This window comes from Paramesorhizobium salinisoli, assembly GCF_003335045.1.
In the GTDB taxonomy this organism is placed as follows: domain Bacteria; phylum Pseudomonadota; class Alphaproteobacteria; order Rhizobiales; family Rhizobiaceae; genus Paramesorhizobium; species Paramesorhizobium salinisoli.
Genome location: NZ_QOZG01000001.1, coordinates 510,801 through 525,946, shown reverse-complemented (window position 1 = coordinate 525,946; position 15,146 = coordinate 510,801). Strand labels below are relative to the sequence as shown.

Annotated in this window: 14 protein-coding genes; 9 read left to right on the top strand and 5 right to left on the bottom strand. The window is 57.6% G+C overall.

Translation table 11 applies throughout. From position 1 onward, the window contains the following. Positions 1–3: 3 nt before the first annotated feature. From DUT91_RS02435 to DUT91_RS02420, 4 genes are all read right to left on the bottom strand, one after another. The gene (locus tag DUT91_RS02435; protein WP_114438748.1) at positions 4–984 is read right to left on the bottom strand and encodes an acyltransferase family protein; all 981 of its coding nucleotides are present in this window, start codon (positions 982–984) and stop codon (positions 4–6) included. A gap of 127 nt (positions 985–1,111) precedes the next feature. After that, entirely contained in the window at positions 1,112–2,380 is a 1,269-nt protein-coding gene (locus tag DUT91_RS02430) for an O-antigen ligase family protein (RefSeq protein ID WP_114439010.1), read from the bottom strand. 61 nt (positions 2,381–2,441) lie between these two features. After that, the gene (locus tag DUT91_RS02425; protein ID WP_114438747.1) at positions 2,442–3,677 is read right to left on the bottom strand and encodes a polysaccharide biosynthesis/export family protein; all 1,236 of its coding nucleotides are present in this window, start codon (positions 3,675–3,677) and stop codon (positions 2,442–2,444) included. A gap of 302 nt (positions 3,678–3,979) precedes the next feature. Beyond that, positions 3,980–4,660, bottom strand: a complete 681-nt coding sequence (locus DUT91_RS02420) for a sugar transferase (protein ID WP_114438746.1) — start codon at positions 4,658–4,660, stop codon at positions 3,980–3,982. 791 nt (positions 4,661–5,451) lie between these two features. Between DUT91_RS02420 and DUT91_RS02415 the strand changes: the two genes are divergently transcribed. Together DUT91_RS02415 and DUT91_RS02410 are read left to right on the top strand one after the other, a co-directional pair. Further along, positions 5,452–5,724: an exopolysaccharide production repressor protein gene (locus DUT91_RS02415; protein ID WP_114438745.1), complete on the top strand. Its 273-nt coding sequence runs from the start codon at positions 5,452–5,454 to the stop codon at positions 5,722–5,724. Between the two features lie 134 nt (positions 5,725–5,858). Beyond that, positions 5,859–6,905 carry a glycosyltransferase family 2 protein gene (locus tag DUT91_RS02410; RefSeq protein WP_114438744.1) on the top strand — a complete coding sequence of 349 codons (1,047 nt, stop codon included), beginning with the start codon at positions 5,859–5,861 and terminating at the stop codon, positions 6,903–6,905. Between the two features lie 15 nt (positions 6,906–6,920). On the opposite strand, the gene DUT91_RS02405 is transcribed toward DUT91_RS02410, so the two are convergent. Continuing rightward, a complete protein-coding gene (locus tag DUT91_RS02405; RefSeq protein ID WP_114438743.1) occupies positions 6,921–7,877 on the bottom strand; it encodes a polysaccharide pyruvyl transferase family protein in 957 nt (318 codons plus the stop codon). A 56-nt stretch (positions 7,878–7,933) separates the two neighbouring features. Here DUT91_RS02405 and DUT91_RS25460 point away from each other — a divergent pair, with 56 nt between their 5' ends. From DUT91_RS25460 to DUT91_RS02370, 7 genes are all read left to right on the top strand, one after another. After that, positions 7,934–8,521, top strand: a complete 588-nt coding sequence (locus DUT91_RS25460) for a hypothetical protein (protein ID WP_147272140.1) — start codon at positions 7,934–7,936, stop codon at positions 8,519–8,521. 279 nt (positions 8,522–8,800) lie between these two features. Further along, the gene (locus DUT91_RS02395; protein WP_114438741.1) at positions 8,801–9,847 is read left to right on the top strand and encodes an acyltransferase family protein; all 1,047 of its coding nucleotides are present in this window, start codon (positions 8,801–8,803) and stop codon (positions 9,845–9,847) included. A 91-nt stretch (positions 9,848–9,938) separates the two neighbouring features. After that, the gene (exoK, locus tag DUT91_RS02390) at positions 9,939–10,694 is read left to right on the top strand and encodes an endo-1,3-1,4-beta-glycanase ExoK (RefSeq protein ID WP_147272153.1); all 756 of its coding nucleotides are present in this window, start codon (positions 9,939–9,941) and stop codon (positions 10,692–10,694) included. Positions 10,695–10,934: 240 nt separating this feature from the next. Further along, the gene (locus DUT91_RS02385; RefSeq protein WP_114438739.1) at positions 10,935–12,131 is read left to right on the top strand and encodes a glycosyltransferase family protein; all 1,197 of its coding nucleotides are present in this window, start codon (positions 10,935–10,937) and stop codon (positions 12,129–12,131) included. Positions 12,132–12,162: 31 nt separating this feature from the next. Then, positions 12,163–13,194: a glycosyltransferase family 2 protein gene (locus DUT91_RS02380; RefSeq protein ID WP_200834875.1), complete on the top strand. Its 1,032-nt coding sequence runs from the start codon at positions 12,163–12,165 to the stop codon at positions 13,192–13,194. Beyond that, positions 13,191–14,171 (top strand): glycosyltransferase family 2 protein, encoded by a 981-nt coding sequence (locus tag DUT91_RS02375; RefSeq protein ID WP_114438737.1) that lies wholly within the window; start codon positions 13,191–13,193, stop codon positions 14,169–14,171. Before DUT91_RS02380 ends, DUT91_RS02375 begins: the two co-directional genes overlap by 4 nt. Further along, positions 14,161–15,111, top strand: a complete 951-nt coding sequence (locus DUT91_RS02370) for a glycosyltransferase family 2 protein (RefSeq protein ID WP_114439009.1) — start codon at positions 14,161–14,163, stop codon at positions 15,109–15,111. The genes DUT91_RS02375 and DUT91_RS02370 overlap by 11 nt, the downstream gene beginning before the upstream one ends. Positions 15,112–15,146 lie beyond the last annotated feature (35 nt).

Below are 15,146 nucleotides of genomic sequence, written 5' to 3'. Positions count from 1 at the left end.
GGGTCATGCGGCGACTTTTGGCCGTGTCGGGCGGGTGATAAGGCCGCGCAGGATCTGCCCGATGGGGCGCTCGAAGAGATAGTATGACAGCATCGCCACTGCGATGCAGGCGGTAAGGGCGATAAGGATCGAGGATACACTCCCATGCCCAACGAACTTGCTGATGATGCCGAGCACAATGCCGTGGGTCAGATAAAGCGAATAGGAGGCATCGCCCAGCCTTTCCAGAGGGCGTAGTAGCGCCTGGCCGGGGAACATGCCGGCACGCTCGATCGCCACGAAGCCCGCGACGATCGCGACGGCGGGCAATCCCCAATAGATGATCCGCCAATCCGGCGTGTCGCTGCCAAGTCCCAATGACAAGATGCCTATGAAGCCCGCAACCGCCAGCGCCGACCCCAGCGCCGCATTCTTGAAGAAGACGGCGCGTGAAAGCAGGAGGCCGAAGGCGAATTCAAGCAGCAGCGCGTTGGTGTAGAAATGCGGAATGGTCTGCTCGGGCTGGAAAATCCATCCGGCTGCCACCAGCCCGGAGATGGCCACCACGGGCGCGACGATCGGGCGGCGCAGCCAGAGCCCGAGCGCGAACAGAACGTAGAAGAACATCTCGTAGTTCAGCGTCCAGCCTACGACGATCAGCGGCCAGATCTTGCCCTGCGGGTCTTCGAACGGAATGAAGAAGAGCGAGGTGAAAAGCCGGGGCATGTCGAAGGTAAAGTTGGAAAAAAGCCCGGGCACCAGCGAGACGGCGCACATGGCAAAGGTCACGGCCCAGTAGAGCGGCACGATGCGGACGATGCGCTTGGACATAAAGGAGCCGGGGCTATCGCGGAGCCCGACCGTGCCCATGATGAAGCCAGAGATGACAAAGAAAAGATCGACGCCTGCTGCCCCGAGAGTCCACGAGGAGGGGGAAAGGTGAAAGAACACGACGGCAAGCGCCGCAATGGCACGCAAAACCTGTATCGATCGTAGCTGATTCATCCCGTCCGCCCTCGTACGATATGGTGCCCGATCACTGTCGAAAGCTTATGATCGGCTTCCAAGACCTGCAACAGATGTATTGCATTGCAGCGAACGATGGATGGCGCAGCGCCAAAGCTGTTTCCGCTCATCCGGGGCTTGCTCTCATCGCAGGCTGTTGCGGCGGCTCCATCACCCTTGATGCGCTACGCTGCGGTATGGCGAGAATTCCGGCTGAATAATAAAGCAGGAACGCGCCGATCGTGTAGGGCGTCATGAAGTCGATTTCGAAGAAGGAGCGGATCAGCAACAATATGGCGATGCCGAACATCAGATGCGCCTGGGGCGTATAGCTTTCGGTCAATAGCCGCCTGAGGGAGCCGAGCAGGACGCGCATCATAACGAGGCTCAAAAGGATGAGCCCGACATAGCCCAGTTCGACGAGCACCTCGATATAGGTGTTGTGGAAATGAAAGCCACTGCGAGCGGCTATATAGAACTCGTCCCATAGACGCTCGGCTTCCGAGAATCCCTGCACCCAATAGGCTTGGTATCCGACGCCGATGAGAGGCGATTCCTGGGCGGCCCGCAAACCTTGATCCCATAGATAGGTGCGCCCCGTGAGCGTGGTATCCTTGCCGAATGCGCCAAGGATCAGATTCACGGCGCCTGCATTGATCGCGACAATCGCGACCGCCACGGCGATAACGAGCCCGACGATGAAGAAAGAGCGGCGGTTGCGCGGCGAGAATTTCAGGACGACACCCACAGCCGCGGTGATCATGATGGTGGCGGCCGTCGCGAGAATCGATGTGGCTGAGCTCGAAGCCAACAGGCAATAAGCCGACAAGCCGCCCAGCGGAACGGCGACGCAGCGCCACATGAGACTGGTGCGCAGCACGAAGAAGCTGGCGAAGACGAAATAGAGGCCGAGTGACGCGAAGAAGCCGAGCTGGTTCTTGGAGGAGAAAGCGCCGACGAAGCTGTAGGAGCCATCCAGCGGATCATAATGATAATGGCCGAAGGTCAGCGAATAGAGCAGGACCAATCCAACGCCCAGGCTGACACCGCTCGTGAGTGTCCTGGAATCGATGATACGCGATGCGATCAGCGCGCAAATGATGGTGGTCATATATTGAATGCCGGCGCGCAGGCTGACCGAGGGCGCCGCCGACCAGGTGAAGGAAAGGCAGGCGAAAAGCCCGAAGGCCAATATCCATGAAAACCTGGTGTAATTGCCGATCACATGCCGATAATCCACCAGTACAAGCGGCAGCCAAAGGGCATAAAACATGAGGACCGAAATCTGGCCAAAGCGGGCTGAATAGGCAAAAATGAAGACGGAAAGCGCGACCGCAAGGGTGCCGTACCAGGCATTCTCGCCGGGCTGAACCAGTGTGGATTTGGCAATTCTCATCGTCATCGCGGCCGATCCGGTGGGAAGCCTTCGGAGCGGATGCTGCAGAAGGCGTCCACTGTCATGAACGCGCGTTGGAGATCACGGCCTTCACCAGATCTCCAGGCAAGAGCGGCGTGTTCTCTTCTGCTTGAAGCTCCTTCGTTTCACCATTTCCGCTGTTCCTGACGATGCTGTAGACCAATGTCGGGCCCTCGCTTTCGCTGCTCGCGGCAAGGGCACCCGCGGCCGGTGCATTGACGAGCGCTTCCGTCATCAGGTTCTTGTACATTGAAAGCTTGAGTTCGGTCTCGTCAAACGCAGCCTGGGTAGCCTGCATCTCGTTCGCCAGTTCGGCTTTGCGGGTATTTTCCAGATCGGTCGCATCGCGGGTCGCCTTGTTGATCTCCTGCTTGGCGCGCAGGGAAAGGGTATCCAGGTCGAGAAGCTTGCTCTGCATGTCGGCGACCGATGTCTCGAGCGACATGACGCGCGAATTGACGACGAGCCCCCGGTCGGCGAGGCCGCCGATGCTGGCCAGTTCCTTGGTCATCAGATCCTTTTGCCGGTTCTGGACGACAGTCTTCTTTTCCAGCGACACGATCTCGTTCTGATAGAGCGTCTTGAGCTCGTCCAGCGCATTGAGCTGAAGCGTCAGCGCGTCCTTCCTGGACAGCATGATTGCCGCCTCATCGTCTATCAGCTTCTGTGCGTTGGGATTGTCAGCCAACTCCTTCGGAACCTTGATCGTCGATGCATTGGCTAGTTCCGCCTCCAGCCGGGCACGCTTGGCCAAAAGCCTGTTACGCTCGGCGACCAGCACATCGTAATTGCCCCGCGCATTGAGGAAATCCCGCTCAAAGCGCTGGCCCGATTCCGCACGGCGCATTCCACCGGCAAGGCTTACAGCTTTCAAAACTGTCAGTTCAGGATCGTAAGGATATTTTCCAGGCGTCTCCACGTCGCCCGAAACGAAAATCGGACGGAATTCGGCGATTTCCACCGATGCTTCGGGACGATCGCGAAGGCCGAACTTCTGCTGGAGTGTCTTGGCGATTTCGCTGGCTATCTCGGACGTGGTTTTTCCGCCGGCCTGCAACTCACCCGTAAAGGGGAGAGAGAGGGAGCCAGACGGCCCAACGGTATAATTGCCGGTAATCGTCGGCCATTCCCGGAATGTTCCTTCCGCCGTCTGCCATTCGACGACGCGGATGGACAGCTTGTCCATGGCGCCCAGCCTGTATTCCGCCGCGCTGGCTGGAAACGTTGCCAACAGCAAAGCGAACAGGAGAAGAAGGGAGCCCGACAACCATGCCATGGCTTGGAAGCGGTCGCTCGACACTAGGGGAAGGGCACGAGACCGGGCACGGGGGCCGGTATGGGCGAAAGGGGCAATTTTCAACAAATGGTCTCCTGTAAGTCTGGCCAGACCCTGACGCTACAAATTCAGGAGCGGCTCCTGTTTCAGTCGAAACGGAGAACCGCTCTCATCATCTGTTTCATGCAAGCCCGAATGAGAGATTGTGGTCCCATTCCTGACTTGCATGAGCGGCAGCTTCCTGATCGGAACCTGCCGCTTCATAGCGTGCCCCCGCTATGCGTCTGCCATTCTGATGCTGCTCAATAAGATCCGCGCGATGCGCAAACGGCAGGAATGGTCTTGAGAATGATCAAGATGTCCTTCTGAAAGGACCAATTCTCAACATAATGCCTGTCGAAAGCGATGCGATCGTCATAGGAAACGTCGTTGCGGCCACTGATCTGCCATACGCCGGTCAGGCCGGGCCGCGACTTGAAATAATACACAGCGGCTGTGCCATAGAGGTCGATCTCGTCCTTAACGACAGGACGGGGTCCAACGAGGCTCATTTCGCCGCGCAGCACATTCACAAGCTGCGGCAACTCGTCGAGGCTCAGCTTGCGCAGGACCGCGCCAACATTGGTGACCCGTGGGTCCTTCTGCAGCTTGCGGGTGGCTTGCCATTCCGCGCGCGCTTCAGGATTTGCGGCGAAATGGGCGAGCAGTACAGCATCGCCGTCTCGCACCATCGTGCGAAACTTCATGCAGAAGAACGGATTTCCATCCCGACCGATCCGTCGGTGACCGTAAAACACAGATCCACCGTCGGAAAATTTAACCAGGAGCGCCACCAAAAGAAAAAGCGGGCTGAGAAGAATGAGACCGGCAGTCGCGCCGATCACATCGAAAGTTCGCTTCAGGACTCCGCCAACAGGGAGTTTTTCCGTTTTTTCCGACGGTCGAAAAAAGGGAAAACTGGCCAACTTCGTTGCAGGCTTCATTATGCTGCTCCATGAAAGGATACGAATGGTCACGCGAACGATAACATGAATTTTGTGCAATGCAACAGGCTGTTGTTCGCAACATGCTCACACATTTGCAGGGCATGTAATGATTGTATAATTGGGCATTTTTGTGAATCCGTCGAGTAACAAATGGGGCGTCAAGATGATTTAGGGACTATTTTTCAATAACTTGCACCCAACAAATAGCGGGAGATCATTGAGATAAAATATTGTAATGCGAGGTAATATCGTGTGTATGAAGTTTACATTAAGTTATGTTTCCGATGTGTGATAGAATTAACCAATCTATACAGAGATATACTATGTATTCATTAGAATTCAGATTTTTATATTAATACTACTGCGCAGCTTAGCGCATGTTGTCGACTATGCAAAACTGACCTCGTTAATACTTTAAATACCCTGTTTGCATTCGACCAAGAAACCATGCCAATATTACTGCGCGTGGCTCGCAATTTTTGATTGTACCTTGCCGTTAAAGCAAAGCAGGGCAAGGTTGATGAGCTGGTCCCGTGGGTGCGTTTTCTTGGTTGCTGTTCATAATTATTTTTCTTCGGGGAACAGAGACGCAAAAACCAGGTTAAAACTATATGTTGCATAGGGTACGCAGCTTTAATACAATTTCAAAGCCTTCTCCCAATGATAGGGGCGGGGCCAATATAACGAAAGCGGGTTTCCACATGCGTGTTTACATGGGTGTGGAGGGAGGCAGAAGATGCAGCAGTTTGGAAGGCCCCAACTCGGGTAGGGAATGGGGGCATAACGATATGAGATTTCCAAAGTTTCTGGTGGGCATGCTCGGTGTGTTGATCGCCTTTGCGGTCACGACCTATATGATGTCGAATTCCCTTTGGACGGCCGTGATCGAGACTCTGATCTGCGCGGTGATCATCCAGATAGGGTATTTCGGCGCGGTTCTATTCCTCGTGATGCGCGAGAGGTCGCGAAACGCCGAAAGGCGCAAATCGCTGGTGAGCGACGAGGCAAGTTCCCAAACGCCATCGCAGCCGTTCAACACCTCCGCGACCAAAGCTCCCTGAATTTACCTCGAAATTCGGCCCGGGCTTGAAATCGCTCCGCCAGGTCTCTTGCGGAGGAGGGAAACACTTGTATCCTTGCGCCGAGCCTGCTCGCGCGCTGCGGGTTCAGGTGTCGAACGCGAACGAAGGTTTCCATGGTGGCCAAGGCAAAGCGCAAGACGAGTGCGAACGGACCGGACGACAGGGTTTGCGTCATCATCGCCGCGAAGAACGCGGCGGGGACTATCGGCGCAGCCATATCGTCGGCGCTGGGCGATGTTCATGTGGCGGAAGTCGTCGTCATCGACGATGGTTCTAGTGATGGCACAACGCACGCCGCGCGGGTTGCCGACGACGGAAGCGAACGCTTGCGCATCATCCGCTTCGATATCAACAAGGGGCCGGCCTATGCGCGCAATCAAGCCATCTCCGCATCGTCGTCGCCGCTGATCAGCATTCTCGATGCGGATGATTTTTTCCTTCCCGGCCGCTTTTCCTGTCTCCTGGCCGACAAGGAGTGGGATCTGGCGGCTGACAACATCGTCTTCATCGACCAGAAGTGGCTGAGCGGCTTCGATGCCGCGTCGATCAAGCGTTTTCCCGCCGATCCGCGCTTTCTCGACCTGCCGACATTCGTCGCCCGCAACATTTCGATCCGCAACCGGCAGCGCGGTGAACTGGGATTCCTGAAGCCGGTCATGCGCCGTGATTTTCTCGACCGCCACGGCCTGCGCTATAATGAAAAGCTCCGCCTCGGCGAGGACTATGATCTCTATACCAGGGCGCTGGCAGTCGGTGCGCGATTCCAGATCATCAACAATTGCGGCTATGGCGCTGTGGTGCGATCGGATTCGTTGAGCGGGCGACATCGAACCGACGACCTCAAACAACTCGCCGATGCGGACAAGGCGTTGCTGGAGAGCAGCGTGCTTTCCGGCGAGGCGCGGGAGGCGGTGCGCCAGCATGAACGCCATATTCGTGGAAAATATCACCACCGCCAATTTCTGGATACCAAGTCACAGCAGGGCATAGCCGCCGCCATGGCCTATTGCCTGAAGAATCCCTCCGCGCTTTCGCCGGTGGCGGGTGGTATTTTCACCGACAAGCTGGACGGTCTTTTCCCGCAGCGCGGTCCAAAGCCGGATGCATCAGAGACCCCTGCCGCCCTGCGCTATCTCTTCAGCGGACCTGCGGCGGAATAGGGGAATCGCGGGCCCCTAAAAATATTTCCGTCTCACGCCCTCAAGCGCTTCCGAGAAGCGCTCCTTGCATTCATTTACCCGGCCATCGGGACTGAGGTTCGGTTCGGCCTTGCTTGCCTGCCACAGCGCCAGGATGGAAGGTGCGGCTAAAACCTGCTTGGCGATGTTCTTGATGGAAAAGTCCAGCGGCTTTACGCCAGCCGTGAGCAGGGTTCCATCAGGGGTGTAGCGCGTTTCAAAAATGTTGGTCACGGGATGGCTGCGGTTCTCGTAACTGATGCCCCAGAACCGCTCGCCCTTGAAAATGGCTTCCGCGCGGGTTGAAACCGGAACCTGATGCGGCTTGTAGCTGCTGCCGACGGATTCGGCCCAATCGCACCACTTGAAACTGTTGATGTTGCCGGATGTGCTCACCGCGATCCAGGGAACGCGGAAGGCATCGGCCAGGATGGCGGCGTGCATCGATTCCGCGACAACCAGTTCGGATTGGGCGATTTCCCGGATCACGGATTTCGCTTCGCCGCAGGGATCGACGTAGGTGAGGCCGACGGTCTTGCATACACTGTCCCATATGCCGCCAATGGCCGATTCCCAATGCGGGATGAAAATGGCCTTGTGCTTTTTCGGCAGGTTCTGGAATTCGGGCATGTCCGTGACCATGACGGCCGGATCGACGATGCCCAGTTTCGCGTCGAGCCCCAGCTTGGCGGCGGTCTTAGGGCCGCGCACAGCATGAATATCCCACTCGCTGCGGTCGGCAATCTGAGGCACGGTGCCATAGCCGTAACCGCTGCCGATCACCAGCTTGAGAATGTTCCTGGGCAGCAGCGTCGAATTGAGAACAGTGCCGACGCCGACGAGGAGGATTTCGTCATTGCCGTCGCGCAATCCGGGAAGCAGGAAATCCCAGAGCCAGAGATTGAGATCATCTCCAAAGTTTCCGTGGTTGGATTCCCAGTGAAACGGACGCATGAAGCCTCTCTGCCTTGGATCGTGGATGACCGGCATCGGGTGAGCCGAGGACGAATGTGGCGGAAATCGAGGATACAATACAGACAAAGATGAGGCATTTCCAAAAAAATTGTGCGCTGCACCTTAGACATGAAGCTCATCGTTGCGGGTGCTTGACAGTAGCAGGCGCGACAAACAAGCTTGGGACGAATGCAATTCGGCAATTGTCTGTGCGTCGCGCGTTATGTGGCGGTGCCAGCAGTATGATCTTGAGAGGGGTAAGGGAAATGGCGCTGTTTCGCTTCCGGACAAGAAGCCCCGATAGGGATCTTCGTACCGACATCTCGCGTTTCGCGGGTATCCGGCAGGCGGTCGATGAAGTCTGCGCGGCAATCGAGCGGGAGCGCGGCGGCTTTCAGCGCCGCTATGATGAAGTCGCAATGAATGCGGCATTCTCGTTGGAAAACATGGAAAACGAGGGAGAAACCGAAAAACTCTCGGCAAGGATCGATGATTTCACGCAGACGATGGAGAGTTTCACGCAGCGCATCGCCTTTCTGGAAAAGCAGCTTGTTTTTCTCAAAGGGGTGGATGAAACAGTTGCGGATTTTGCCGACAAGAATGGCATTGTAGCGGCCGAGCCTGTGTCGGACGGTTCCGCCTGACGAGACATAATCGCCCTGTCCGCCCGCGAATATGGCGCAAATCGGGCGCTGCCCCATGGCAATATCCATCCTGGCGTTACCGCAAATAAATCGATCGGTTGATTTTCAAGGGAAAAACACCGCCTCGGCCGGGCAACTTTTTGCCGGTTGACACCCGAGCCCAACATTGATGAAATTGATGCAGTGCAACAACAAACGTACTGGCATCAAATCTAATCCTGAATTCGTCTGACGAGCTGTTTTGGGGGGCACAGCCAAAACAGAGGTGTCGCCCTGACGATGGATACTGACATATCCGCCCGGATCGATCTGCTCCGGATAACGCTCATATGCGGCATCGTGTTGGTTCATATACCCTACGGACCGGAAACGGCGCCGTTCCATGGGGAAAACGGGATCATCGACTGGCTACGGGTTTTTCTTGCCGAAAGCGTGTTCAGGGTGGGCGTGCCATGTCTCAGCGCGATTTCGGGCTATCTCCTGTTGCGCAACGGGTTTGAAAAATTCAACTATCCGAGAACCCTGGGACGCAAGATGCAAAGCATCGTGCTGCCTCTGCTGATCTGGAACAGTGCATTCTTCCTCTTCGTTTATGTCGCGCAAAGCCGCGGCATCGGGGAGGGTTATCTGCCTGATGTCATCCATGTGCGACTTTCAGAATTGCTCAACCTGATTTTCGCGCTGGATGGCGAGCCGATCAACCTGCCGCTCTATTTTCTGCGCGACCTCTTCGTCTGCATCCTGCTTTCTCCGGTCCTGGCGCTGCTGGTGAAGCGCTATCCGCTTACCACCCTGACGTTTCTCCTGATGCTGACGGTCATGCCCGTTTCCATCCATATAGTGCTGCGCAAGTCGATCCTGCTCAGTTTCGCCCTTGGCATGTTCTTCGCCATACACAAGGTGGATATCAAGAAGATGGATAGCTATGCGGCGCCGGTTTTCGCAGCTTTTCTCGTAACCAGCGCAGGGCTCGCCGCCGCGCTTTACCAGTATGGCCCGGACTATCCCTATTGGCTGGACGTAACCCGCAATGTCTTCATCCTGGTTGGCATTCCAGGTTTCTGGGCCCTGTCAGCCTTGCTGATCCGCTCGCAGATCGGGCAGCAGCTGGCGAGAACGAAGGGGCTGAGCTTCTGGATTTTCTGTACCCATTACCCGGTTCTGCTGCTGCTCTGGATGGTGTGGAACCGCATCGATTTCCATGAATATGTGATCTTCTATGCCGGCGCACTGGGGATAGGAGGGGTGCTCCTGCTCTTGTCGAATACGATTGCGCGCCGGACATTCCCCGGCACTTACGCGCTGCTGGTGGGGAGCCGTAGCTGATGTATTTTCCGTCTTTCAAAAAGGAACTGCTATGACGATTTTGAGCTCGATCCGTCCGTTTCCGACCGTCCTGGCCCTTTTTGCCTTGGGCATGGCGCCGGTTTCTCCTTTGCAGGCGCAAGAGTCCGGTCTGGTGGCAGGCCAGGAAACAGGAAAGTCCTTCGTTGAAACCTTCTCCAGCCTTGACAAGAAGCGCTGGTACATTTCCGACGGCTGGGCCAATGGCGACCACCAGAATTGCACCTGGGCTGCGGACCAGGTGAAGGTGGCCGACGGAACACTCAGCCTGGGCTTTGTGCGCAAGGAAACGAAGGATCGCAAGCACGCCTGCGCCGAGATCCAAACCCATGCGCGCTTCGGCTACGGCACCTACGAAGCCCGCATCAAGGCGGTGAAGGGCTCCGGGTTCAATACCGGCTTCTTCACCTATATCGGACCAACCCACAAACAGCCCTGGGACGAAATCGATTTCGAATTTCTGGGGAAGGATCCCTCTACCGTCCAGCTGAACAGTTATGTCAACGGCAAGGGTGGCAATGAGAAGCTGGTGCCGGTGCCCGGCAATGCGGATACGGCATTCAACGACTATGCCTTTGTCTGGGAAAAGGACCGGCTGCGCTATTACATCGATGGCAAGTTGGTCCACACCGTTGCAAACCCGGCGGCGCTGCCGACGCATGCGCAGAAGATTTATCTCAGCCTTTGGGCCAGCGACACGCTGACATCATGGCTTGGAAAGTTCAGCGACCCGGCGGAACCCGTCGCGGCGCAGTTCACCCGCGTCGCGTTCACGGCGCCCGGCGATCCATGCCAGTTTCCGGAATCCGTTGCTTGTTCGCTCAAATAATATTGCGCTGCAACATAAATCTTTTATGGGCATCGAGCAATACATGGTAAACTTCCTCGATAAATGGTCGGTGTTGCGTTGAACGCCAATGTTGCAGCGCAGCACAGGCTGTATTAACCTATCCGGAGCGTGTCCTGTTTTGGAATTGTGGGCCGCTCTATTCCTTTGACTTATGCAAGTCCGGTGGAAAGCCGCTACGCATTTCCCGGGCGTGCTCCAGATCAACTGGGGAATGATTTCATGCTGCAAGTCCTGTACCTGGTGCATGATCTTTCCGACCCTGCCGTCCGTCGCCGTGTGGTGATGCTGCAGGTGGGTGGTGCGGCTGTGACGCTGGCCGGCTTCAGGCGCAGCCATGATCCCATCGCGGAGGTTGCGGGAGTGATGCCCATCGATCTCGGCAAGACCAGCGATGGGCGGTTCGCCCAGCGCCTTGCGGCCATAGCCCAGGCGGCGTTATCCCTCGGAACAACGCTGAAGAATGTGGCGAAGCCCGACGTCATCATCGGCCGCAATCTGGAAATGCTGGCGCTGGCCAATCGGGCGCGAGCGATCTTTTCGGGCGGGGCAGAGGATGTCTCGATCGTCTATGAATGCCTCGACGTGCACCGCCTTCTTCTCAGGCGGGATTTGGCGGGTAGGGCGATACGTTCGGCGGAGCGCGCGTTTGCTCGCAACGCATCGCTCCTCATCACGTCGTCGCCTGCCTTTGTCAGGCAATATTTCGAGCCCTTCGGCCAGATGGGCATGCCTGTCGAACTGGTTGAAAACAAGGTGCTGGAACTCGGGCGGGGTCCGGAACAGAAGATTGCGCCGTCGTCTTTACCTGGTGCAGGGCCTGCTGCGGGCGAGCCGTGGAAGATCGGCTGGTTCGGCGCTTTGCGCTGCCGTCGTTCCCTTGAACTCCTGTCGCAATTCTCGCGCCGGATGGAGGGCAGGGTGGAGATAATCCTGCGTGGGCGGCCAGCCTATACGGAATTCGATGATTTCGACGGTTTTGTCGCGGCCGAGCCGTTCATGCAGTTCCATGGTTCTTACCGCAACCCGGAGGATTTGCCCCGCATCTATGGTGAGGTGCATTTCTCCTGGGCCATCGATTTTTTTGAGGCAGGGCAGAATTCGGATTGGCTGCTGCCCAACCGGCTTTACGAGGGCTGCCGCTACCATTGCGTGCCCATCGCCATGCAGGGGACGGAGACGTCGCTTTTCCTGAAGGAGCTCGACATCGGCTACGTGCTGTCCAGGCCCGATGTCGGCGAACTCACCGCGCTGTTCGATCGGCTGGATGGGAAAAGTTATGAACATGCGCGCGCAAGGGTTGCCGCGCAGGACACCCGAAAGTGGGTGTGCAACGAAGATGATTGCAGCGCGTTGGTAGGTCGCCTGCGCCAGCTTGCGCCGATGGGCCATGGCGCCGTCGTTCAGGTTGCGGCCTGAATTGGCGAGCCAGGGACGAATGGGGACCAAGATGAAAACAGGAGAGGGAACAGCCGTGCCGGATACCACAGAGCCGAGTTTTGCCGGTCGATGCCTCGTCATCATCCCCTGCCTGAACGAGACCAGGCATATCGGCGCCCTGCTCGAACAATTCAGTCTCGACGCCGAACGACATGACATGAAGATCGTCGTCGCCGATGGCGGCAGCACTGACGGCACGGTGCAGATCGTCGAAGACATCATGCGACGCAATCCCCGTATCGTTCTCCTGCACAATGAAAAGCGGATCCAGAGCGCGGCGATCAATCTAGCGGTGGCCACCTACGGCGATGGCTACGATTATTTCATCCGCATCGATGCGCATGGGGAATATCCCGACGATTATTGCGAACGGCTTATCGAGGAGGCGGAGGCGAAGGGCGCGGATTCCGTTGTCGTCGCCATGGCGACGCAGGGTTTCAGCACGTTCCAGAAGGCCACGGCTTCGGCGCAGAATTCCAAGCTGGGCAATGGCGGCGCCAAGCACCGCCACGGCGCGAAAGGCCATTGGACCGATCATGGCCATCACGCGCTGATGCGCATCGCGGCCTTTCGGCAGTTCGGCGGCTATGACGAGACCTTCACACACAATGAGGATGCCGAGCTCGATTACCGGCTGGCCAAGGCGGGCTTCCGCATCTGGATGACCGACAGAACGCTGATGATCTATTATCCCAGATCCACGGCTTCCCAGCTCTTCCGGCAATATGTCGGCTATGGCAGAGGCAGGGCAAAGAACCTCCTGAAGCACAGGATCGTTCCGAAGCTTCGACAGACTTTGCCGCTGATGGTTTTGCCTGTCGTGGCGGGGACCTTCCTTGCCGTTCTCCACTGGTCGGCTGCGGTTCCTGCTTTCCTGTGGGTGGCGATCTGCCTCGGCTATGGCGTCTGGATGGCGGTCGGTGAGCGCAACCCCTATGGCCCGCTTGCCGCGATCTCGGCAATGATCATGCATCTTGCCTGGTCCACGGGTTTCTGGCTGCAATTGCTTCGTTTCCGCAAACGCACGGACACGCCGTCATGAGCGGCCTCACCGGAGTGACGGAAAGTAGGGGGGCGGGCTTTCGGATCGATATCGGCGTCTGCACCTATCGCCGCAGGGAACTGGAGGCGACCTTGCGTTCGCTCGCCCGTCAGGTGGTGCCGGAGAATTGCAGCATTCGCATCATCATCGCCGACAATGACGTCGAACCAAGTGCGAGGGAGCTTGTCGCGCAACTCGCGCCATCGCTGCCCTTCGAACTGCGCTATATCCATAGTCCCGCCTCGAACATATCGATCGCCCGCAATGCCTGCCTCGATGCGAGCAATGGTGATTTCATCGCCTTCATCGACGATGACGAAACGGCTTCCGAGGATTGGCTGGCCTATCTCCTGGCCGCCGCGCTTGACGGGAATGCCGATGCGGTGCTGGGGCCTGTGCGAGCATCCTATGGCGAGGAGGCGCCGCGTTGGATGAGCCAGGGAGATTTCCACTCGACCTTCCCTGTCTGGGTCGGAGGTGAAATCCGCACCGGTTATACGTGCAATGTTCTTTTGCGGCGCGCCGCGCCTTGCGTCGCCGGGCGGCGCTTCAGCCTGGCGCTGGGGCGCAGCGGTGGTGAGGATACGCAATTTTTTTCCGAGCTTCGCGAGGCGGGCGGCAAGATCGCCTATGCGCCGGAAGCGTGGGTGCATGAGCCTGTTCCGGCGGGGCGGGCGCGGTTTTCATGGCTGGCCAAGCGGCGCTTCCGCGTCGGCCAGACGCATGGGCGGCTCATATGCCGGAAGGTTACGGGCCTTGGTCTTGCGAGGCAGATCGTCCTTGCTGCGGCGAAGGCTTTTTATAGTTTCGCTGCGGCACTGGTTACGGTTTTATCTGCGACCCGTCGCAACCGTTCGCTCCTGCGCGGCATCATGCATGTGGGTGTGATCAGCGGCCTTATGGGCATACGGGAAATCCAGCAATATGGCGAAACAGCCATGGCGCCGGCCAGCGGAGGCAAATCCCGTGCAACCTGACGTCACCTTCATCATCGCCGTCTATAATGCCGAGGAGACGATCGGCCGTGCCATCGAAAGCGCGCTGGCGCAGCGCGGCGTCAGCGTTGAAATCATCGTCGCGAACGACCGGTCGACCGATCGCACCGCGGCAATCGCCGCGACATTTCCGGCAACCCAGGTTCATGTGGTGACGCTGGCCGAGAATAGCGGCCCCGGCGGTGCGCGCAACGCAGCGCTTGCAGTCGCCAGGGGACGTTGGATTGCGGTGCTCGATGCCGATGATGCGGTTCTTCCCGATCGCATGGCCCGGATGATCGCGCGGGCCGAGAACGCCGGTGCGCAAGCCGTGGTCGATAATATCGAGGTGATCGGCGAAGGCGAGACGAGGGGGGAAACAATGTTTCCTGCCGGGCGCCTGGCTAATATCCGGGAGATCACGCTTGCAGACTTCATTGCGTCGAACCGCGTTTTCAAATCCACCTTCAATTTCGGCTATATGAAGCCGATATTCGAGCGCGCTTTCATCGAAGCGCATAATCTGCGCTACGACGAAGGGTTGCGCATCGGAGAGGACTATATTTTCCTGGCGTCCACCCTGGCAAAGGGCGCCAGACTAGTGGCCGAGCCTGCGGTCGGATACATCTATCATCTTCGTTCCGGGTCGATCTCACGGGTCCTCGAATTGCACCATGTCACCTCCATGCTGGAGGCGGACCGGAAATTTGTCGAGACATTCGAACTCGATGCAGAGGCGAGAGCCGCCCAGGCACGGCGGACGCGAAGCCTCGAGGAAGCGCGATCCTTCATCTCTCTGGTCGGGCATATCAAGCGCCGGTCGTTCAAGGAGATCATCAAGGTCGCGCTCAGCGATCCGGTGGCGCTGCGCCATCTGTCGATGCCGATCGCGGTGCGCCTGAAGCGGCTGATGCCATCGGTTACGCTACAAAGATCGGGTTGAGTTGGATATTGAATCAGGAGCGATGACTTCGCTCG

Excerpts from the sequence above, each read along its gene's own strand:
- DUT91_RS02435 (WP_114438748.1), bottom strand. The coding sequence starts at position 984 with ATGAATCAGCTACGATCGATACAGGTTTTGCGTGCCATTGCGGCGCTT.
- DUT91_RS02425 (WP_114438747.1), bottom strand. The coding sequence starts at position 3,677 with ATGGCATGGTTGTCGGGCTCCCTTCTTCTCCTGTTCGCTTTGCTGTTG.
- DUT91_RS02405 (WP_114438743.1), bottom strand. The coding sequence starts at position 7,877 with ATGCGTCCGTTTCACTGGGAATCCAACCACGGAAACTTTGGAGATGAT.
- DUT91_RS02415 (WP_114438745.1), top strand. The coding sequence starts at position 5,452 with ATGAGATTTCCAAAGTTTCTGGTGGGCATGCTCGGTGTGTTGATCGCC.
- DUT91_RS02420 (WP_114438746.1), bottom strand. The coding sequence starts at position 4,660 with ATGAAGCCTGCAACGAAGTTGGCCAGTTTTCCCTTTTTTCGACCGTCG.
- DUT91_RS02385 (WP_114438739.1), top strand. The coding sequence starts at position 10,935 with ATGCTGCAAGTCCTGTACCTGGTGCATGATCTTTCCGACCCTGCCGTC.
- DUT91_RS02395 (WP_114438741.1), top strand. The coding sequence starts at position 8,801 with ATGGATACTGACATATCCGCCCGGATCGATCTGCTCCGGATAACGCTC.
- DUT91_RS02410 (WP_114438744.1), top strand. The coding sequence starts at position 5,859 with ATGGTGGCCAAGGCAAAGCGCAAGACGAGTGCGAACGGACCGGACGAC.
- exoK (WP_147272153.1), top strand. The coding sequence starts at position 9,939 with ATGGCGCCGGTTTCTCCTTTGCAGGCGCAAGAGTCCGGTCTGGTGGCA.
- DUT91_RS02380 (WP_200834875.1), top strand. The coding sequence starts at position 12,163 with ATGAAAACAGGAGAGGGAACAGCCGTGCCGGATACCACAGAGCCGAGT.
- DUT91_RS02430 (WP_114439010.1), bottom strand. The coding sequence starts at position 2,380 with ATGAGAATTGCCAAATCCACACTGGTTCAGCCCGGCGAGAATGCCTGG.
- DUT91_RS02375 (WP_114438737.1), top strand. The coding sequence starts at position 13,191 with ATGAGCGGCCTCACCGGAGTGACGGAAAGTAGGGGGGCGGGCTTTCGG.